This is a genomic window from Azotobacter armeniacus (genome assembly GCF_054779355.1).
Window position 1 is genome coordinate 1 of sequence record NZ_BAAGYK010000038.1, and the last position, 18,433, is coordinate 18,433.

The 18,433-nt window shown below is 65.4% G+C and carries 19 protein-coding genes; 7 read left to right on the forward strand and 12 right to left on the reverse strand.

Features of this window, described 5'->3' with window-relative positions; genetic code table 11:
* The first annotated feature begins 662 nt into the window (after positions 1 to 662).
* The 4 genes from ACYVD0_RS09050 to ACYVD0_RS09065 all read left to right on the forward strand — a co-directional run bounded on the left by ACYVD0_RS09050 (position 663) and on the right by ACYVD0_RS09065 (position 4,985).
* Positions 663 to 1,496 carry an undecaprenyl-diphosphate phosphatase gene (locus tag ACYVD0_RS09050; protein WP_460426514.1) on the forward strand — a complete coding sequence of 278 codons (834 nt, stop codon included), beginning with the start codon at positions 663 to 665 and terminating at the stop codon, positions 1,494 to 1,496.
* Positions 1,497 to 1,509: 13 nt separating this feature from the next.
* Positions 1,510 to 1,716 (forward strand): cold shock domain-containing protein, encoded by a 207-nt coding sequence (locus tag ACYVD0_RS09055; protein WP_460426515.1) that lies wholly within the window; start codon positions 1,510 to 1,512, stop codon positions 1,714 to 1,716.
* A 46-nt stretch (positions 1,717 to 1,762) separates the two neighbouring features.
* Complete coding sequence (locus tag ACYVD0_RS09060; protein ID WP_460426516.1) at positions 1,763 to 2,155, forward strand: DUF1294 domain-containing protein; 393 nt, start codon at positions 1,763 to 1,765, stop codon at positions 2,153 to 2,155.
* Positions 2,156 to 2,246: 91 nt separating this feature from the next.
* Entirely contained in the window at positions 2,247 to 4,985 is a 2,739-nt protein-coding gene (locus ACYVD0_RS09065) for a cation-transporting P-type ATPase (RefSeq protein WP_460426517.1), read from the forward strand.
* Positions 4,986 to 5,032: 47 nt separating this feature from the next.
* On the opposite strand, the gene ACYVD0_RS09070 is transcribed toward ACYVD0_RS09065, so the two are convergent.
* The 3 genes from ACYVD0_RS09070 to ACYVD0_RS09080 form a co-directional block, all read right to left on the reverse strand.
* Entirely contained in the window at positions 5,033 to 6,622 is a 1,590-nt protein-coding gene (locus tag ACYVD0_RS09070; protein WP_460426518.1) for an ABC-F family ATPase, read from the reverse strand.
* 75 nt (positions 6,623 to 6,697) lie between these two features.
* The gene (locus tag ACYVD0_RS09075) at positions 6,698 to 6,982 is read right to left on the reverse strand and encodes a hypothetical protein (RefSeq protein WP_460426519.1); all 285 of its coding nucleotides are present in this window, start codon (positions 6,980 to 6,982) and stop codon (positions 6,698 to 6,700) included.
* Positions 6,979 to 7,692, reverse strand: a complete 714-nt coding sequence (locus ACYVD0_RS09080; protein ID WP_460426520.1) for an SOS response-associated peptidase — start codon at positions 7,690 to 7,692, stop codon at positions 6,979 to 6,981. The genes ACYVD0_RS09075 and ACYVD0_RS09080 overlap by 4 nt, the downstream gene beginning before the upstream one ends.
* A 286-nt stretch (positions 7,693 to 7,978) precedes the next feature.
* Here ACYVD0_RS09080 and ACYVD0_RS09085 point away from each other — a divergent pair, with 286 nt between their 5' ends.
* Positions 7,979 to 8,557: an antibiotic biosynthesis monooxygenase gene (locus ACYVD0_RS09085; protein WP_460426521.1), complete on the forward strand. Its 579-nt coding sequence runs from the start codon at positions 7,979 to 7,981 to the stop codon at positions 8,555 to 8,557.
* Positions 8,558 to 8,650: 93 nt separating this feature from the next.
* On the opposite strand, the gene ACYVD0_RS09090 is transcribed toward ACYVD0_RS09085, so the two are convergent.
* On the reverse strand, positions 8,651 to 9,841 hold the full coding sequence (locus ACYVD0_RS09090) for a type II secretion system F family protein (RefSeq protein ID WP_460426522.1): 1,191 nt from the start codon (positions 9,839 to 9,841) through the stop codon (positions 8,651 to 8,653).
* A 12-nt stretch (positions 9,842 to 9,853) separates the two neighbouring features.
* Positions 9,854 to 10,291, reverse strand: a complete 438-nt coding sequence (gspG, locus tag ACYVD0_RS09095; RefSeq protein ID WP_460426523.1) for a type II secretion system protein GspG — start codon at positions 10,289 to 10,291, stop codon at positions 9,854 to 9,856.
* Positions 10,292 to 10,691: 400 nt separating this feature from the next.
* Here gspG and ACYVD0_RS09100 point away from each other — a divergent pair, with 400 nt between their 5' ends.
* Positions 10,692 to 11,303: a lytic transglycosylase domain-containing protein gene (locus ACYVD0_RS09100; protein WP_460426524.1), complete on the forward strand. Its 612-nt coding sequence runs from the start codon at positions 10,692 to 10,694 to the stop codon at positions 11,301 to 11,303.
* Between the two features lie 157 nt (positions 11,304 to 11,460).
* Here ACYVD0_RS09100 and queD read toward each other — a convergent pair whose 3' ends face one another.
* On the reverse strand, positions 11,461 to 11,817 hold the full coding sequence (queD, locus tag ACYVD0_RS09105; protein ID WP_460426525.1) for a 6-pyruvoyl trahydropterin synthase family protein: 357 nt from the start codon (positions 11,815 to 11,817) through the stop codon (positions 11,461 to 11,463).
* A 69-nt stretch (positions 11,818 to 11,886) separates the two neighbouring features.
* Between queD and ACYVD0_RS09110 the strand changes: the two genes are divergently transcribed.
* Positions 11,887 to 12,057: a hypothetical protein gene (locus tag ACYVD0_RS09110; RefSeq protein ID WP_460426526.1), complete on the forward strand. Its 171-nt coding sequence runs from the start codon at positions 11,887 to 11,889 to the stop codon at positions 12,055 to 12,057.
* A gap of 112 nt (positions 12,058 to 12,169) precedes the next feature.
* On the opposite strand, the gene nuoN is transcribed toward ACYVD0_RS09110, so the two are convergent.
* The 6 genes from nuoN to nuoI are packed head-to-tail and all read right to left on the reverse strand — an operon-like array spanning position 12,170 to position 18,427.
* Positions 12,170 to 13,642 carry an NADH-quinone oxidoreductase subunit NuoN gene (gene nuoN / locus ACYVD0_RS09115; protein ID WP_460426527.1) on the reverse strand — a complete coding sequence of 491 codons (1,473 nt, stop codon included), beginning with the start codon at positions 13,640 to 13,642 and terminating at the stop codon, positions 12,170 to 12,172.
* A gap of 8 nt (positions 13,643 to 13,650) precedes the next feature.
* Entirely contained in the window at positions 13,651 to 15,180 is a 1,530-nt protein-coding gene (gene nuoM / locus ACYVD0_RS09120; RefSeq protein ID WP_460426528.1) for an NADH-quinone oxidoreductase subunit M, read from the reverse strand.
* Positions 15,181 to 15,207: 27 nt separating this feature from the next.
* Positions 15,208 to 17,055 carry an NADH-quinone oxidoreductase subunit L gene (nuoL, locus tag ACYVD0_RS09125; RefSeq protein ID WP_460426529.1) on the reverse strand — a complete coding sequence of 616 codons (1,848 nt, stop codon included), beginning with the start codon at positions 17,053 to 17,055 and terminating at the stop codon, positions 15,208 to 15,210.
* A complete protein-coding gene (nuoK, locus tag ACYVD0_RS09130) occupies positions 17,052 to 17,360 on the reverse strand; it encodes an NADH-quinone/ubiquinone oxidoreductase subunit 4L family protein (protein WP_460426530.1) in 309 nt (102 codons plus the stop codon). The genes nuoL and nuoK overlap by 4 nt, the downstream gene beginning before the upstream one ends.
* A 4-nt stretch (positions 17,361 to 17,364) precedes the next feature.
* Positions 17,365 to 17,865 (reverse strand): NADH-quinone oxidoreductase subunit J, encoded by a 501-nt coding sequence (nuoJ, locus tag ACYVD0_RS09135; protein ID WP_460426531.1) that lies wholly within the window; start codon positions 17,863 to 17,865, stop codon positions 17,365 to 17,367.
* A 13-nt stretch (positions 17,866 to 17,878) separates the two neighbouring features.
* Complete coding sequence (gene nuoI / locus ACYVD0_RS09140; RefSeq protein WP_460426532.1) at positions 17,879 to 18,427, reverse strand: NuoI/complex I 23 kDa subunit family protein; 549 nt, start codon at positions 18,425 to 18,427, stop codon at positions 17,879 to 17,881.
* Between the last annotated feature and the right edge of the window lie 6 nt (positions 18,428 to 18,433).

Genomic DNA, 18,433 nt, shown 5'->3' on the forward strand with positions numbered 1-18,433 from the left:
CGCTGCGACGGATAGATCCGGCTCACATCATCGCCTGGTCGCTCTGGCGAAGGCCCCCTCAGGCCAGGGCCCGGCAAGCTCCTATCAGCGCAAAAATGCAACTGTAGTACTGGGTCGGCAGGAAAGTGCAGGTTGTAGTTGGTGTACAGCTGGCGCACCGACTCCGAGTAGACGCACAGCCGGTTCTCGAACAGCTGGATAAAGCGCTCGGCCATTTCGCGGCGGGCAATGTGGTCCAGTTCCCAGATCAGATCGGGGTTGACCGGTTTGCTGAAGTCGACTTCATGCTGCTCATGCGTGAGTCTTCTTGCGATCTAGTAACGAAGCTGCCGAGCTTGCGACAGAATACCCGGCAAGCAACGGGCCTCCTCCAGCCTAAGTTTCGCCGCTGGTGATCCGCGCTCAATTAGCACCCGTGTCCACAACATTTCAGCTTGTGGCCATAATGCCAAGGGGATATGACTCAACCATTGCCAAATGTCATATATTGAAGTTTGCGGCAGCATCCCTGCCGCTCTGCTAGCATACCGGCCCGCAAGGTAGGGCGGCACCCGTGTTCCTGCCTTTCTTCGCGTGACATATTCATTGGCGGTATCCATGCCCGCTCATGGGGGCAGGCGGATAGCCGAGTTCATTCTGTGCATTTTCGGATGGGGTCATCGATGGAACTTTGGCTTGCCGTGCAGGCATTCATCTTGGGGGTTGTCGAGGGATTGACCGAATTCCTGCCGATATCCAGCACCGGGCATCAAATCATCATTGCCGATCTCATCGGCTTCGGCGGCGACCGGGCTAAGGCGTTCAACATCATCATCCAGCTCGGGGCGATCCTCGCCGTCGTCTGGGAGTTCCGCCAGCGCATCCTCTCCGTGCTGTTCGGCCTGACCAGCGAGCTGCAGGCGCAGCGCTTCACCATCAATCTGCTGATCGCCTTTTTCCCAGCGGTGGTGCTCGGCCTAGCTTTCGCCGATCTGATCGAGCAGTGGCTGTTCAATCCAATTACCGTGGCCAGCGCGCTGGTGATTGGCGGGCTGGTCATGCTCTGGGCAGAGAAGCGCCAGTATGCCATCGAGGCGGAGACGGTGGACGACATGACTTGGAGGCAGGCCCTGAAGGTCGGCTGCGCCCAGTGCCTGGCGCTGGTTCCCGGCACCTCGCGCTCGGCCTCGACGATCATCGGCGGCCTGCTGTTCGGCCTGTCGCGCAAGGCTGCGACCGAGTTCTCCTTCTTCCTCGCCATGCCGACCATGGTCGGCGCCGCCCTCTATTCCGGCTACAAGCACCGTGCCCTGTTCGAAAATGGTGGCGATCTGCCAGTCTTCGCCCTGGGCTTCGTCGTCTCTTTCATCTTCGCTATGCTCGCCGTGCGTGGGCTGCTCAGGTTCATCGCCAGCCACAGCTACGCGGTGTTCGCCTGGTACCGCATCGGCTTCGGTCTACTGATCCTACTCACCTGGCAGCTCGCCGTGGTCGACTGGAGCACGGCGCAGGGCTGAGGACGAAGTAGCCATGGAACGACGCGGCGTACTGAAAAGCTGGGATGACGGCAAGGGCTTTGGCTTCATTCAGCCAGAGGAGGGGGACGAGCAACTGTTCGTGCACATCTCAGCGATGCGTAGCGACCGCCGCCCCAAGACTGGCGAGACGGTCCTGTTCATTGCCGGGCGCGATCGGGAGGGCCGGGCACGGGCCAGGCCATGCGCCATGCCGAGCTGAGCCTCGACTGCCCGTCGGTCCGCCAGCCGCGCCAGACGACGGGGGCGTGCGCAACCTGCTGCCCAAGCTCCTGGTGCTCTTCGCGCTCTGCGCACTGCCGCTCGGCGGTACGCTGCAACTGCTGCACGACGGCTCGTTCTGGGCGTTGGGCGGCTATGTGCTGTTCAGCCTGCTCAGCTTCCTGCAGTACTGGATGGACAAGGGCCGTGCGGCAAAGAGGCGCTGGCGCATTCCGGAGTCCAGCCTGCATGCCGTCGAGTTGATCGGCGGCTGGCCCGGTGCGCTGCTGGCGCAGCAGCGGTTCCGCCACAAGACCCGCAAGCTCGCCTATCAGGCGGTGTTCTGGAGAACCGTCGCGTTGCACCAGGCGTTCTGGATCGACTGGCTGTTCCTCGGCCGCAGGCTCGCCAGTGCGCTGTTCGTGCACTTGCCGATCTGAGCAGGCGCAGATGCCGTCGGTTGGACGGTGGGGGGCCGGCTCGTTAAAGTCCGGGGCGATCGCCCCCGGTAACGACACAAGGACCTGTCCGATGACGGATCGCCTGACAGCCCCGCAAACCGTGCCCGAAGCAGCAGAGCTCTGGCATACGTTGGAGCGGGAGGACGTTCGGCAGCGCCTGCGCACAGGGCCTGGAGGGCTCAAGGCGGCCGAGATCGGCAGTCGTCTCGAGCGCTATGGCCCCAACCGTCTGGCACCGCCGAAGCGTCGGGGGCCTCTGCTGCGTTTCTTCCTGCAGTTCCACAACGTCCTGCTCTATGTGATGCTGGTCGCCGCCGCGATCACCGCGGCCCTGGGCCATTGGGTGGATACCGGCGTGCTGCTCGCTGCGGTGGTCATCAACGCGATCATCGGCTTCATCCAGGAAGGCAAGGCCGAGGCCGCGCTGGACGCCATCCGTGCCATGCTCTCACCGCGGGCCACGGTGATCCGCGAAGGCACCCGCTGTGAGATCGATGCTGCCGAGCTGGTGCCGGGCGACTGGGTGCAGCTCGCCTCCGGCGATCGGGTGCCGGCGGATCTGCGCCTGATTTCAGTGAAGGATCTGCGCGTCGAGGAAGCCGCGCTGACCGGTGAGTCGCTGCCGGTGGAGAAGGGCTGCGACGCGGTCGCCGCCGATGCGCCGCTAGGCGACCGTTACGGCATGGCTTATTCGGGCACCCTGGTGGTCCATGGCCAGGCCAGTGGCATCGTCGTGGCCACCGGGATCGATACCGAGCTGGGCCGGATCAACCAGCTGCTCGCCGGCCTCCAGACCCTGAGCACGCCGCTGCTGCGGCAGATCGACCGTTTCGGCCGGCTGCTGGCGGTGGCGATCCTGGCAATGGCCACGGCGGCCTTCCTGCTCGGCACCCTGGGTCGCGGCCATGCTCCGGCGGAGATGTTCATGATGGCTGTGGCCCTGGCCGCATCGGCGATTCCCGAAGGGCTTCCGGCGATCATGACTGTCACTCTCGCCCTCGGGGTCCAGCGCATGGCCCGGCGCAACGCCATCATCCGCCGTCTGCCGGCGGTCGAGACCCTGGGCTCGGTGACGGTGATCTGTTCCGACAAGACTGGCACCCTGACCCGCAACGAGATGACCGTGCTGCGGGTGATCTGCGCCGGCCATGCCTTCGACGTCGGTGGCGTAGGCTACGCGCCGGTCGGCGACCTCAGCCTCGACGGGCGGATTGTCGATACCGAGCTCTATCCGGCTCTGGCTCTGGCGATCCGCGCCGGCGTGCTGTGCAATGACGCACGGCTGCGCGAGGAGAAGGGCTGCTGGCAGGTGGAGGGCGATCCCACCGAGGGCGCCCTGCTGGTACTCGGCGGCAAGGCGGGCTTTACTCAGCAGCTGGCCGCCGAGGCTTGGCCGCGGATCGACTCCATTCCCTTCGAGTCCGAGCACCGCTTCATGGCTACCTTCCATCGCGACGCCGACGGCGACCCCTGGATCTTCGTCAAGGGCGCGCCGGAGCGGATCATTGAGATGTGCACCAGCCAGTTGGGACACGAGGGAGAGGCTCCGCTGAATGCCGACTACTGGCGGCGCATGGCGACCGACACCGCCGCCCATGGGTTACGGCTGCTGGCGCTGGCCTGCCGGCGCGCCGCCCCGGTCGACGGCCACCTGGATTTCGCCGACGCGGAGGAGGGCTATACCCTGCTGGCGCTGGTCGGCATCATCGATCCGCCCCGGGAGGAGGCGATCAAGGCGGTGGCCGAATGTCACCGCGCCGGCATCCGGGTCAAGATGATCACTGGCGACCATGCCGAAACCGCCCGTGTCATCGGTGCGCAGCTGGGCATCGGCGTCGGCAAGCCGGCCATCACCGGGGCCGAGGTAGCGCTGATGGACGCAGCCGAGCTGCGCCGGGTAGCCATGGAGATCGACGTGTTCGCCCGCTCCAGCCCGGAACATAAGCTGCGCTTGGTCCAGGCCCTGCAAGAGGACGGCCAGGTGGTGGCGATGACCGGCGACGGGGTGAACGACGCCCCGGCGCTCAAGCGTGCCGATGTCGGCGTGGCGATGGGACTCAAGGGCACCGAGGCGGCCAAGGAGGCCGCCGACATGGTGCTCGCCGACGACAACTTCGCCAGCATTTCCTCCGCCGTGCGTGAGGGCCGCGCGGTCTACGACAACCTGAAGAAGTTCATCCTCTTCATGCTGCCGACCAACGGCGGCGAGGCGCTGGTGGTGCTCGCCGCCATTCTCTTCGAGCTCGCGCTGCCGCTCACCCCGGCCCAGGTGTTGTGGATCAACATGGTCACCTCCAGCACCCTCGGCCTGGCCCTGGCCTTCGAGCCGGGCGAGCGCAACCTCATGACGCGCCGCCCTCGTCCGCCGGGCGAGGCCCTGCTGTCGGGCTTCTTTGTCTGGCGGGTGCTGATGGTTTCGGTGCTGATGATGATCGGCGCTCTGGGGCTGTTCCTCTGGGAGATGGGGCGGGGCAACGACATCGCCAGCGCCCGCACCATGGCGGTCAACGCGGTGGTGGCGGGCGAGATGTTCTACCTGATCAACAGCCGCTTCATCTTCGCCCCGGCGCTCGGTCACGAAGGGCTGACGGGCAATCGCTCGGTGCTGCTGGCGATTGCCGCCTGCATCGGCCTGCAATTGGCCTTCACCCACACGCCGCAGATGCAGACCATTTTCGGCTCGGCGGCGCTTTCGGCCGGTGAATGGCTGAAGGTGGCCGGTGCGGGGCTGCTGGTGTTCGTTGTGGCGGAGCTGGAGAAGCTGGTGATCCGCCGGACCCGGCTGCTGGGCCGGCTGACCTGGGCCTGACGGGCTCCGGGCACGGGGGGTGCCCGGAGCCCCGAGCGCCAGGGGGCTCAGACCACCACGCCCTGGCTGCGCAGGTAGTCGTCGTAGCTACCGCTGAAGTCGGTCACGCCGTTCTCCGACAACTCGATGATGCGGGTGGCCAGCGAGCTGACGAATTCGCGGTCGTGGCTGACGAAGATCAGCGTGCCCGGATAGTTCTCCAAGGCCAGGTTGAGCGCCTCGATCGATTCCATGTCGAGGTGGTTGGTCGGCTCGTCCATCACCAGCACGTTGGGCTTGTTGAGGATCAGCTTGCCGAACAGCATGCGCCCCTGCTCGCCGCCGGAGATTACCTTCACCGATTTCCTGATGTCGTCGTTGGAGAACAGCATGCGGCCGAGAGTGCCGCGCACCAGTTGCTCGCCGCCCTGGGTCCACTGGGCCATCCAGTCGAACAGGGTCATGTCCTGTTCGAAGTCGTCGGCATGGTCCTGGGCGAAATAGCCGACCTCGGCGCTCTCGGTCCACTTCACCTCGCCGGACATCGGCGGCATCTCGCCGACCATTGTGCGCAGCAGGGTGGTCTTGCCGATGCCGTTGGGGCCGATGATCGCCACCCGCTCGCCGGCCTCGATCTGCATCGACAGCCCCTTGAACAGCGCGCTGCCGTCGAAGCCCTGGCTGGCCTTCTCGATGGTCACCGCCTGGCGGTGCAGCTTCTTGTTCTGCTCGAAGCGGATGAACGGGCTGATCCGGCTGGACGGCTTGACCTCTTCCAGCTGAATTTTGTCGATCTGCTTGGCGCGGCTGGTGGCCTGCTTGGCCTTGGAGGCGTTGGCCGAGAAGCGGCTGACGAAGGTCTGCAGTTCGGCGATCTGCGCCTTCTTCTTGGCGTTGTCGGCCAAGAGGCGCTCGCGGGCCTGGGTCGCCGCGGTCATGTACTCGTCGTAGTTGCCGGGGAACAGGCGTAGCTCGCCGTAGTCCAGGTCGGCCATGTGGGTGCAGACGCTGTTCAGGAAGTGGCGGTCGTGGGAAATGATGATCATGGTGCTGTTGCGTGCGGTGAGCACGCCTTCCAGCCAGCGGATGGTGTTGATGTCCAGGTGGTTGGTCGGTTCGTCGAGCAGCAGCACGTCCGGGTCGGAGAACAGCGCTTGGGCCAGCAGCACGCGCAGCTTCCAGCCGGGGGAGACGGCGCTCATCGAGCCGAAGTGCTGCTCCAGCGGAATGCCCACCCCGAGTAGTAGCTCGCCAGCGCGGGATTCGGCGGTGTAGCCATCCATCTCGGCGAATTGCACTTCAAGGTCGGCGACCTTCATGCCGTCCTCTTCGCTCATCTCCGGCAGCGAATAGATGCGGTCGCGCTCGGCCTTCACGTTCCACAGTTCCTCATGGCCCATGATCACTGTGTCGATCACCGAGAAGTCTTCGTAGGCGAACTGGTCCTGGCGCAGCTTGCCGAGACGCACGTTGGGTTCGAGCATCACCTGGCCGGCGGAGGGCTCGAGGTCGTCGCCGAGGATCTTCATGAAGGTGGACTTGCCGCAACCGTTGGCGCCGATCAGGCCGTAGCGGTTGCCGTTGCCGAACTTGACGGAGACGTTCTCGAAGAGGGGCTTGGCCCCGAACTGCATGGTGATGTTGGCGGTAGAGATCAAAATATTGTCCTGCGTGGCTTCTAGGCCTGGTCGGCGCGCTTTTGTACTAATTTCGTACCATTCAGCTTCGCCAGCTCATCCCAGTCCGAGGTTGAGTTGATCCGGCGAGCGGGGGCGACGGCAGCATCCGCACGCCGTGCCCCACTGGTTGGTGATGAAAGCCGGGCTCATGATCAGTGTGGGCGGGCACTCTCCTGTGGGGACCCGGCTGTCCGGAACGTGCAGGGTCCGCTCGAAGTGCTTGTCGCTGGCGGCGGATCTCATCCGGGAACCCGCGCCGCGTGCCGGGGAAAACAGGGGCGCGATCTTACCAGCTTCCGCCTCGGCATGCTCGGGGTCGGCGCCCTGATCGTGGCTCACCCATCATCCGCTGGTTCCACTGGCCGAATCAGCTCGGCCCCTTCGTTGTGCACATTCCCCACCGCCAGCCCGACCGGATACCACTCGAACGCCTGCATCGGCAGTCCCCGGTGCCGGACGATCTCCTCGGCCTGGGCCGGCGTCTGCTGCGGATCGAGCCAGGCCCGGGCCATCTCGGGCTCCAGGACCAGTGGCCGGCGGTCGTGTATCTCGTTCATCCGTCCATCGCTCGTCTGGGTGATCAGCGCGAAACCGTCGCCTTCACGCGCTGCCGCGCCACCTCGTGGAAACCGGCCGACGGCTGGGAAGAACAGTGGCTCGCCGCTCTTCAAGCGAAAGAAGAAGGGCTGCTTTCGCCCCGTGCCGGCTGCGTCCTGCCGCCACTCATACCAGCCATCGGCTGGCACCAAGGCGCGCCCGGACTTCCAGGCCTCCCGCCAGAACCGGCTGCTCGCCAGCGTCTCCACGCGGGCATTGATCGCCGGCAGCCGCGCCCGCGGCCCCTGCGCCCAGGCCGGCGCGTATCCCCATACAACGGGCTCTAAGCGCAACCCGTCAGCATCCGCGTGGATCAGCAGCACCCGCGTATGCGGGGCCACGTTATAGCGGGCGACCGGAGCGGACTCGATGCCGGCCGCCAGCGGCGCCCCGCTGTGCAGCGCTTCCAGATAGTCGATCGCTGCCCGGTACTGTACGAATCTGCCGCACATGCCGACCTCCGTTGCATGATCTGTCTGCTGCGAAGTATTGCCAGCCTCCGCGAGGGCGGCCAGGGAGTCTGTCGGGGGATGTACGGAGGCGGGGGATTCGTTCGCCCACCCGCCCGGTGGTTCAGGCAATAGGCCGTCATCGAGCCGTATTCCTGTTGCGTTCAGGGGTTGGTCTTGTGCCGCTGGATGGGGTAGTTTTGGCCTGCCTTTCGGAGGGTTTTACCCAGACCCCCGTTTCTTCGGCAGGCCCTACCCGGGTAGCCGGATACTTAAAAGGAGACACACGATGTCTAACGCCCCCGTTACCCTCATGGTGGCGCGCCGCGTGGCTTGCGGACGCTACCGAGCTTTCAGCGACTGGCTCGAGGAAGGCCGCCGTCTGGCCGGCGACTTCGATGGCTTTCTGGGATCTGGCGTACTGGAACCGCCGCCCGGAGACGACGAGTACCAGATCATCTTCCGTTTCAGTGACGAGATCACCCTGGCAGCCTGGGAGCACTCCGCCTCGCGGCATGCCTGGCTGGCGCGTGGCCGGGGCCTCTTCGACGCTCCCCACGAGCACCGGGCCACCGGGCTGGGCTGCTGGTTCCACGACGCCGAGGGCAACGGCCAGCCGCGCTGGAAGCAGGCCACGGCCATCTGGCTGGCGTTCTTTCCCGTCTCCCTGGCGTTCCAGTGGCTGTTTGGCGAGGCTCTGGGCACGCTGTCGCTCGTCCCGCGGATACTGGTCAGTACGCTGATGCTGACGCCGCTGATGGTCTTCTTCTTCATCCCGCTCACCACCCGCCTGCTGGCCCCCTGGCTCAATGGCCGGCCCTCTGCTACCGGGCGTCTGGAGCGCCTGCTGCACTCAGGCCGCGCATAGCCAGCAGTAGGGGACCCGACGTTCCGAAGGGGCGTCGGGTGTGAGGTCTCAGGATTGTCTTCTCTTTGGACGAAACTACCTCCCGCTCCCACACTACTGAATACTCGACGCCAACTCGAATATCGGCATGTACATCAGGATCACGATCACCCCGATGATCAGTCCGATGAAGGTCATCAGCAACGGCTCGAACAGGCGTACGAACCAGTCGATCCAGCGACCGGTTTCCTCGTCGTAGAAGTCGGCGGTGCGCTCCATCATGACGCCTAGGTTGCCGGCCTGCTCGCCGGCGCGGAGCATGCGCAGGGAGACCGGCGTCGCCAGGCGATTCTCCTCCAGCGAGCGGGACAGGGCGTGGCCTTCGCGGATGAGTTCGCCGGCCCGATCCAGGCGGATGCGCGAGGCGGGGCCGAGCAGGCCGCGGACCATGCCCAGGGCGGTGAGGATGGGGATGCCGCCCTGCAGCAGGATGCCCAGGGAGCGGTAGAAGCGTGCCATCTCGTAAATGAACAGGCGCTCGCGGATGGTCGGGACTTTCTCGATCAGCCGGCCGAGGGCGCGCTGGACCCGTTCTTGGCGCAGCAAGACGACGAGGGCGATCACGGCCGGCACCAGGCTACCGAGCAGGGCGCCCTGATGGGTATGGATGAATTGCCCGACGTTCAGCAGCACCTGCGACAGCCACGGCAGGTTGGAGCCGAGCCCCTCGAAGACCAGGCTGAAGCGCGGTACCACGTAGCCGATGAGAAACAGCAGCACCCCGTTGCCGACTAGCAGCAGCAGAAGCGGATAGACCGAGGCGCTGACGATCTTCTGGCGCACCTCGTCCATGCGGGTGCGGTAGGCGACGTAGCGGCCCAGTGCATCGCCGACTGCGCCGGTCTTCTCGCTGGACTGTACCAGCGCCACGTAGAGGGGGGGAAAGATCAAGGGGAACTCGCCCAGCGCCTGGGAGAAGGACTTGCCCTCGTAGAGCAGGCGCACCAGGTCGGAGAGGATCTTGCGCGCCTGGGCGTCGGACTCCTTCTCGGCGAGGCTTTCCAGGGCGTCGATCAGTGCCAGGCCGGCGTTCAGCAGGGTGGTCAGTTCCTGGCTGAACAGCACCAGCGGGAAGGCTTCGCGGCGACGCCAGCGGGCCGGCGACCAGCGCCTTTCGGCGCGCAGGCTGAGCACCTTGAGGCCCTGGTGTTCGGCCAGGCGCAGGGCGTCGGCCGGGCTCGGGGCGTCGAGGAACAGCGACACCACCTCCGCCTCCTTGCGCATGCCCTTGATCTGAAAGCGCATGTCCGGCTCCCATCACTGCCAGCTGGTGATTTCCGCGTTCTCGCCTTCGCCGCCGGGCTGGCCGTCCTTGCCGAAGGTCAGCAGGTCGTAGTCGCCGTTCTCGCCCGGCGAGCGGTAGACGTAGGAGCGGCCCCAGGGGTCCTGTGGCACGGCCTTCTGCAGATAGGGGCCGGACCAGCGCGGCTCGTCGCTGGGGGCCGTGACCAGGGCATTTAGACCCTGCTCGGTACTCGGGTAGTGGCCGGTTTCCACACGGTAGATGTCCAGCGCCTTGCCCAGGCCCTCGATCTGCGTGCGGGCGACCTTGGTTTCCGAGCGGCCGAGCTGGTTGAAGTATTTGGGGCCGACGATGCCCGCCAGCAGGCCGAGCACGACCAGCACGACCAGCAGTTCCAGCAGGGTGAAGCCCGGACTGCGGCGGGCCGGGGCGGGGAAGTGTATCCGTTTCATCTGGCTGACCTCGGGTTCCGGTGACAGAAAGGGCCATGTCGTGATCGGGCTCCGGAACAGCGGCCGCTCTCACAGGAGACTCTCTGCCGGCAATGCTGCTAGCAGGCAATCCGGACATAGCCGGGAAAACGCCGAAGCGCGCCGGAAGTTCAGCAATCTTCAGGCCAACTGCCAGGCGTCGTTTTCCGCGGGGCCTGGCGATCTCTTGCTGGGGAATTGGGGATTTTCACCCACCATTCCCCGCTCCGGGCGGCCCCCCGATGGCCCGTCCGGGCAGCGGAGAGACTCGACGTTGGAGACGCAAGGCGCTTTTTCCGCCACAGCATGATTCTTGCCTTGCTGGTCTGGTAGGAAGATGCAGGCGCCGCCGGGACGTGCGGCGGTATCGGGAGAGGGATCCATGGGACGAGTGGCGGCAGTTCTGCTCGGCATGACCGCCGCGCTGGCATCGGCGGCGCCGGCGTATGGCGATATCTACAAGGAGGTGGTGGCGGACGGCAGCGTCACCCTCACCAATGTCTACCGCAGGGAGCGCAAGAGCGTGCGCCTGCGTCGCGAGCCGCCACCATCGCCGGCAGTGTCTGCGCCGGCACCGAAGCCCAGGGCGCTGGCCGGGGCATTGCCCTATGCCGCGCTGGTGGCTGCCGCGGCGGCCGAGCATGGCCTGCCCGAGGCGCTGCTGCATGCAGTGATCCGTGCCGAGTCCAACTACGATCCGCATGCCGTCTCGCCGAAGGGGGCGGCCGGGCTGATGCAACTGATGCCGGATACCGCCCGCGAGCTGGGAGTGGCGGACGTCTGGGACCCGGCTGCCAACATACGCGGCGGCGCCCGCTACCTGAAGCGTCTGCTGGAGATGTTCGAGCAGGACCTCAGCCTGGCCGTGGCGGCCTACAACGCAGGCCCCGGGGCGGTCATCGGTAGCGGTAGCACCATTCCGCCCTTCGCTGAGACCCAGCGCTACGTGCCGAAGGTGCTCGAGTACTACCGGCGCCTGCAGGCCGGCGGCTAGTGGCCTGTGCGGTTGATTGGTTGACTCGAGCTCGGATGACCGGGGTTTCGAGAAAAGGCGCCGCGACGAGTCATGGCAGGGCTATGACAAGGAGCGGCAACGCAGTATCGGAGCCTCGGGCGCCGAAATTGACCAATCGAATCAACCAAACAGGCCACTAGTCCCCGCGGTATTCGCAGCCACTGGTGCAGGTTTCATGGATACGCACCCGGGAGAGTTCGGGCAGCAGGGGCTTGAGCTGCTGCCAGATCCACTTGGCGAGGATCTCGCTGGTCGGATTCTCCAGGCCCTCGATCTCGTTCAGATAGTTGTGGTCCAGCCGCTCGTAGATCGGCTTGAAGATCTCCTTGATCTCGGAGAAGTCGCGAATCCAGCCGGTGTAGGGGTCGACTTCGCCTTCGATGTAGATGGCCACGCGGAACGAATGGCCATGCAGCCGGCCGCACTTGTGGCCGGCCGGGACGTGGGGTAGGTGGTGAGCCGCTTCGAATACGAATTCTTTGAATAATTCCACTGGTAGTGCCTTGAAAGAGGTGATTGGACGCCTCCCGCATTGGAGGGGCGCGTCCCGCAGGCGTGCAGGGTGGATTTTAACCCCTGGGCCGGCTTATGGTTCCACCGGCAGAGGCTGGGCGACCAGGGGGCGCCGTTCAGCATCCTCGATGCTTGGCACGGCAGTCTGGCGTTGCAGGACTCGCCGCTGGGCGGGTTGCGGGTGGTGATCAGGTTGCCGATGCGCCGGGAGGCGAGCTGAGGGTCGGCGGCGGGGATGTGCGAGGAAGGCGGGGAGAGGAGTCGTCGGGGAGTATCGGGCGGATCCCGGTGCCGCGGAACGAGGGACGTTCCGCGGCACCGGGCGTGTGGCTTCAGCCGACCAGCAGGCCGCTCTGCTGCACCAGCTCCAGCAGGGGTTGCGGGTAGACACCGAGGCCGAAGGCCAGCAAGGCGATGAGCAGCAGCATGATGCCGCCGCTACCCAAGTTCCAGTTGAGCGGAGCATCGCGGCGCTGCAGCTTCGGCTCGACCAGGAACAGGGTGACTATCACCCGCAGGTAGTAGTAGACGCCGATGGCGCTACCGGTGACCAACGCACCGAGTAGCCACCAGAGCTCGGACTCGACGCCCGCGGCGATCACGTAGAACTTGCCGATGAAGCCGGCGGTCAGCGGGATGCCGGCCAGCGACAGCATCATGGTGGTGAGCACTGCGGTCAAGTACGGGCGGCGCCAGAACAGGCCGCGGTACTCGTACAGGGCATCGGCGTCGCGGCCGCTGTAGGGCGTGGACATCAGGGTGATCACCCCGAAGGCGCCGAGGCTGGTCAGCACGTAGGACGCCAGGTAGACGCCGATCGCCTCCACGGCCATGCCCTTGCTGGCGATCAACGCTACCAGCAGGTAGCCGAAGTGAGCGATGGACGAGTAGCCGAGCAGACGCTTGAGGTTGCTCTGCAGCAACGCCAGCAGGTTGCCGAGCAGGATGGAGGCGACGGCGATCAGGCTCAGCAGGTCGTTCATCCAGCCGCCGGAAGTCGCCGGGGAGATCTGGTACAGACGCAGCAGCACGGCGAACACCGCGACCTTGCTGACGGTGGCGAGGAAGGCCGAGACCGGCGCCGGCGCACCCTCGTAGACGTCCGGCGTCCACAGATGGAAGGGCACAAGCGACAGCTTGAAGGCCAAGCCGATCAGCATCAGGCCGATGCCGACCTGTACCAGGCTGCCCTGCACGCCGTCCGGCGCCATGGCGTTGCCCAGGCTGGCGAAGCTCAGGCTGCCGGATTCGGCGTAGAGCAGGGCCATGCCGAACAGCAGGAAGGCACTGCCGGCAGCCGACAGAACCATATATTTGATGCCGGCCTCCAGCGAACGCCGGTTGAAGAAGGCGTAGGCGACCATGCCGTAGACCGGCACCGAGAGCAGCTCCAGGCCGATGAACAGCCCGGTGAGGTGCTGGGCGCCGACCAGCACCAGCGCACCCGCTGCGGCGAGCAGGATCAGGAGGTACATTTCCTCGCGGTTGCCGGGATAGCCCGGCGAGCCGCTTTTGTCGCCCATGTAGGCATGGGTCAGGGTCACGCAGGCCAGGGTGGCGACCAGGATCAGCGCCATGTAGAAGCCGGCGAAGCTGTCCATCTGCAGCAGCGGGGTGACTGCCAGTGGCGCGACCTTGAGCGCCGGAATGACCGACAGCAGGGCGAAGTTGAGACCGAACACCGAGAGGGTGAAGGTCAGCGAGTGATTTCGCCTCCAGGCGATGCCGAGCATCACCGCCATGATGGTGGCAGAGGTGATGAGCAGCGGCAGCAGGGCGATGAGATGTTGAGTCGTCATTTGCATGGCTCTACTTACCGGGTAGAAACGAGTTGGGTGAGGGCGGTGCTCAACCACTGCTGCACGCCTTGCATACTGGCGGCAGAGGTGTCGAGAACCGGCTGCGGGTAGACGCCGAGGAGGATCAGCAGTCCTGCCAGGCCGAGCACCATGCTCAGCTCGCGGCCGTTCAGGCCGAGCAGGGCGCCTTCCGTCCTGGCCGGGCCCAAGTAGGCGCGGTGGATCATGATCAGCGAATAGACCGAGCCGAGCACCAGACCGGTGGAGGCCAGCACGGTGATCCAGGGGGCCTGCGGGAAGGTGCCGATCAGGACCAGGAACTCGCCGACGAAATTTCCGGTGCCCGGCAGGCCGAGCGCGGCGGCGGCGAAGAACAGGCTGACGGCCGGCAGCCACGGCATGCGGCCCCAGATGCCGCCCATCTCGCGCATGTCACGGGTGTGCAGACGCTCGTAGAGCTGGCCGCAGAGGATGAACAGTGCGGCGGCGGAGAGGCCGTGGGCGATCATCTGCACCACCGCGCCCTGCAGGGCGATCTGGCTGCCGGAGTAGATGGCGATCAGGATGAAGCCCATGTGCGACACGCTGGAGTAGGCCACCAGGCGCTTGATGTCGGTCTGCGCGAAGGACACCAGGGCACCGTAGACGATGGCGAGCACGCCGAGGCCCATGGCGATCGGCGCGAACTCCGCCGAGGCGTTGGGGAACAGCGGCAGGGCGAAGCGCAGCAGGCCGTAGGCGGCGGTCTTCAGCAGGATGCCGGCCAGGTCCACGGAGCCGGCGGTCGGCGCCTGGGCATGGGCGTCGGGCAGCCAGGAGTGAACCGGGATGACCGGAAACTTCACCGCGAAGGAGATGAAGAAGCCGAGCATCAGCAGGAACTCGGTGCCCGGAGCCAGCTGGGTCTTCAGCAGATCGGCGTAGTTGAAGGTGAACACGCCGCTCTGGCTGTAGTGGACGAACACCAGGCCGAGGATGGCCACCAGCATGATCAGGCCGCTGGCCTGGGTGAAGATGAAGAACTTGGTGGCGGCAGTGATGCGGGTGCTGCCCGTGCTGCCGCTGTGACCCCAGAGCGCGATGAGGAAATACATCGGTACCAGCATCATTTCCCAGAAGAAGAAGAACAGGAACAGGTCGACGGCCAGGAAGACGCCGACCACACCCCCGAGGATCCACATCAGGTTGAGGTGGAAGAAGCCGACCCGCTGCTGGATTTCTTTCCAGGAGCAGAGGACCGAGAGCACACCGAGCAGGCCGGTGAGCACCACCATCAGCATCGACAGGCCGTCCAGGGCCAGGTGCAGCTCGATACCGAAGCGCTCGATCCAGCTCAGCCGGAACTCGGCGGTCCAGAGCGGGGCGGTTCCCGGCGCGGGGGCCAGGGTGAAGTCCCCGGTGGCCCACAGCCAGAGGCCGAGAACCAGCAGCAGGGACATGGTCAGCAGCGCGATCCAGCGCGGCAGGGTGGCGCCGAAGCGTTCACCTTGCCAGCACAGCAGGCCGCCGATGAAGGGGATCAGGATCAGCCAGGGCAGAATCATGACGGGCTCAATTCCTTTCGCAAAATGTCAGGCCAACAGCACGATGCCGAGCAGCAGCACGGCACCGCCGACGATGGAGCCGGCATACCAGCGCAACTGGCCGGTCTCGCTGCGGCTCAGGACTCCGTGACCGCCGCGTGCCAGGCGCGGGATCACGCCGATACCGCGGTCGATGGGGTCGCGGCCGAGTAGACGGCAGAGCTGCAGATAGGGTTTGACGAACAGCTGGTCGTAGAGCCAGTCGAAGCCCCAGGCGGCATACCACAGAGGGGTCAACTTGCGTGCCGGCTCGCTCTGCGCGATGCCGTCGAGCAGCTTCCGGTCGCCGAGGAACAGCCGCGCGGCGAAGGCGATGCCCGCCAGGGCGATGATGGCGGAAACGACTTCCAGCACATGCTTGGCCCCGCCACCGGCGTGGCCGACGCTTTCCGGCAGCACGCCGTGCAGCGGCGGCACTATCCAGGCGCCGACGAAGGTGGACAGGACGATCAGTACCGCGAGCGGCAGGTGGTGGGCAAGGCTGTGCCCTGCATGCACCTCGCCCTTCGCCTCGCCATGGAAGGCGATGAAGATCAGCCGGAAGGTGTACAAGGAAGTCAGGAAGGCACCGGCCAGGCCGGCGAAGAGCAGCAGGACGCGACCGCTGGCGTAGGCTTCCCAGAGGATCTCGTCCTTGGAGTAGAAGCCCGCGGTCAGCAGCGGCAGAGCGGCCAGCGCGGCACCGCCGACGATGAAGCTGGCGTAGGCCAGCGGCAGCTTCTTCCACAGGCCGCCCATCTTGAAGATGTCCTGTTCGTGGTGGCAGGCGAGGATCACCGAACCGGAGGCGAGGAACAGCAGGGCCTTGAAGAAGGCGTGGGTCATCAGGTGGAAGATCGCCGCGTCCCAGGCGCCAACGCCCAGGGCGAGGAACATGTAGCCGATCTGACTCATGGTTGAGTAGGCGAGGATGCGCTTGATGTCGGTCTGCACCAGGGCGGCGCAGCCGGCCAGCAGCAGGGTCACGCCGCCGACGATGCCGACCAGGTCGAGGATCTCCGGGGTCAGCAGGAACAGGCCGTGGGTGCGGGCGATCAGGTAGACGCCGGCGGTCACCATGGTCGCCGCGTGGATCAGCGCCGAGACCGGGGTCGGGCCGGCCATGGCGTCGGCCAGCCAGGTTTGCAGCGGCAGTTGGGCGGACTTGCCGACCGCGCCGCCGAGCAGCATCAGGGTGGCGATCCACAGCCAGTGGTCGCCTTCGGCATATTTCTGCGGGGCCAGGCTGACCAGCTCCTGGATGTTCAGGGTGCCGAGATTGACGAACAGGATGAATAGGCCGATAGCCATGAACACGTCGCCGACGCGGGTAACGATGAAGGCCTTGAGCGCCGCGTTGCCGTTCTTGCGTTCGTGGTAGTAGAAGCCGATCAGCAGGTAGGAGCACAGCCCCACGCCTTCCCAGCCGAAGTAGAGGAACAGCAGGTTGTCGCCCAGCACCAGGAACAGCATGCTGGCGATGAACAGGTTGGTATAGGCGAAGAAGCGCGAGTAGCCCTCTTCACCGCGCATGTACCAGCTGGCGAACAGGTGGATCAGGAAGCCCACGCCGGTGACCACGCCGAGCATGGTGACCGACAGGCCGTCCAGGTAGAGGGTGAAGCTCGGCGCGAAGTCGACCACACTCATCCACTGCCACAGCGTCTGGGTGAAGACGCCGCCTTCCGGCGGGGCGCTGTTGAACTGCCAGATGACCCAGGCAGCGGTCAGGGCCGAGAGACCCACGGAACCGACGCCGATCAGCGCCGACAGGTTCTCGGAGAAACGTCCGCGGGAGAAGGCCAGCAGCAGCCAGCCGAGCAGCGGAAAAAGACAGGTGAGGAATAGTAGGTTCATCCGCGCATCTCGCTGGCAGCGTCGATATCGAGGGTATGGAAACGGCGATACAGCTGCAGCAGGATTGCCAGGCCGATGCTGGCCTCGGCGGCTGCCAGGGTGATCACCAGAATGAACATGATCTGGCCGTCGGCCTGTGCCCAGCGGCTGCCGGCAACGATGAAGGCCAGCGCGCAAGCGTTCATCATGATTTCCAGGCTCATCAACACGAACAGGATGTTGCGCCGCACCATCAGGCCGACCAGGCCGAGGCTGAACAGCACGCCGGACAGCGCCAGACCGTGCTCCATGGGGATTGCATTCATCAGGTCACTCCTTGGCTTCGTGGCGGCCGAGGTGGTAGGCGGCAACCAGTGCGGCGAGCAGCAGCATGGATGCCAGTTCCACCGCCAGCAGGTAGGGTCCGAACAGCGCGATGCCGACGGCCTTGGCATCCACCGTCTGCTGGCCGGCGACGGCTCCGCTCGAGGTGCCGAACAGGGCATACAGCAGCTGCAGCAGGAGCAGGGCGGACAGCACCGTCGGACCGGCCCAGATGCCCGGTTTCAGCCATTGCCGTTCCTGCTCGGCGATAGCCGGGCCGAGGTTGAGCATCATCACCACGAAAACGAACAGCACCATGATGGCGCCGGCGTAGACGATGATCTCCAGCACACCGGCGAAGGGTGCGCCGAGGCTGAAGAAGCACATCGATACCGCCAGCAGGGAAACGATCAGATAGAGCAGTGCGTGCACCGGGTTGGTATGAGTGATCACCCGCAGGGTGGACACCACGGCGACCCCGGCAGCGAAGTAGAACGCGAATTCCATTTTTCCTGGGTCCTTAAGGCAGCAGGCCTTTCACGTTGATCGGCTCGGCTTCGTTCTGCGCAGCACCTTTCGGCTTGCCGGCAATGGCCAGGCCGGCGACGCGGTAGAAGTTGTAGTCGGGGTATTTGCCGGGGCCGGAGATCAGCAGGTCTTCCTTCTCGTACACCAGCTCCTGGCGCTTGAATTCAGCCATCTCGAAATCCGGGGTGAGCTGGATCGCGGTGGTCGGGCAGGCTTCCTCGCACAAACCGCAGAAGATGCAGCGCGAGAAGTTGATGCGGAAGAACTCCGGATACCAGCGGCCATCTTCGGTTTCGGCCTTCTGCAGGGAGATACAGCCGACCGGGCAGGCCACGGCGCAGAGATTGCAGGCCACGCAACGCTCTTCGCCGTCGGGGTCGCGGGTCAGGACGATACGCCCGCGATAGCGGGGCGGCAGGTACACCGGCTCTTCCGGATATTGCAGGGTGTCGCGCTTGCGGAAGGCATGCGAGAACACCATCGCCAGGCTGCGCAGCTGGGTATAGGTGCCGTGCAGCACATCACCAATATATTTGAACATGACGTG

Coding starts and splice junctions, on each gene's coding strand:
- ACYVD0_RS09050 (WP_460426514.1), top strand. CDS start 663: ATGGAACTTTGGCTTGCCGTGCAGGCATTCATCTTGGGGGTTGTCGAG.
- ACYVD0_RS09055 (WP_460426515.1), top strand. CDS start 1,510: ATGGAACGACGCGGCGTACTGAAAAGCTGGGATGACGGCAAGGGCTTT.
- ACYVD0_RS09065 (WP_460426517.1), top strand. CDS start 2,247: ATGACGGATCGCCTGACAGCCCCGCAAACCGTGCCCGAAGCAGCAGAG.
- ACYVD0_RS09080 (WP_460426520.1), bottom strand. CDS start 7,692: ATGTGCGGCAGATTCGTACAGTACCGGGCAGCGATCGACTATCTGGAA.
- ACYVD0_RS09085 (WP_460426521.1), top strand. CDS start 7,979: ATGTCTAACGCCCCCGTTACCCTCATGGTGGCGCGCCGCGTGGCTTGC.
- ACYVD0_RS09090 (WP_460426522.1), bottom strand. CDS start 9,841: ATGCGCTTTCAGATCAAGGGCATGCGCAAGGAGGCGGAGGTGGTGTCG.
- gspG (WP_460426523.1), bottom strand. CDS start 10,291: ATGAAACGGATACACTTCCCCGCCCCGGCCCGCCGCAGTCCGGGCTTC.
- ACYVD0_RS09100 (WP_460426524.1), top strand. CDS start 10,692: ATGGGACGAGTGGCGGCAGTTCTGCTCGGCATGACCGCCGCGCTGGCA.
- nuoN (WP_460426527.1), bottom strand. CDS start 13,642: ATGCAAATGACGACTCAACATCTCATCGCCCTGCTGCCGCTGCTCATC.
- nuoM (WP_460426528.1), bottom strand. CDS start 15,180: ATGATTCTGCCCTGGCTGATCCTGATCCCCTTCATCGGCGGCCTGCTG.
- nuoL (WP_460426529.1), bottom strand. CDS start 17,055: ATGAACCTACTATTCCTCACCTGTCTTTTTCCGCTGCTCGGCTGGCTG.
- nuoK (WP_460426530.1), bottom strand. CDS start 17,360: ATGAATGCAATCCCCATGGAGCACGGTCTGGCGCTGTCCGGCGTGCTG.
- nuoJ (WP_460426531.1), bottom strand. CDS start 17,865: ATGGAATTCGCGTTCTACTTCGCTGCCGGGGTCGCCGTGGTGTCCACC.
- nuoI (WP_460426532.1), bottom strand. CDS start 18,427: ATGTTCAAATATATTGGTGATGTGCTGCACGGCACCTATACCCAGCTG.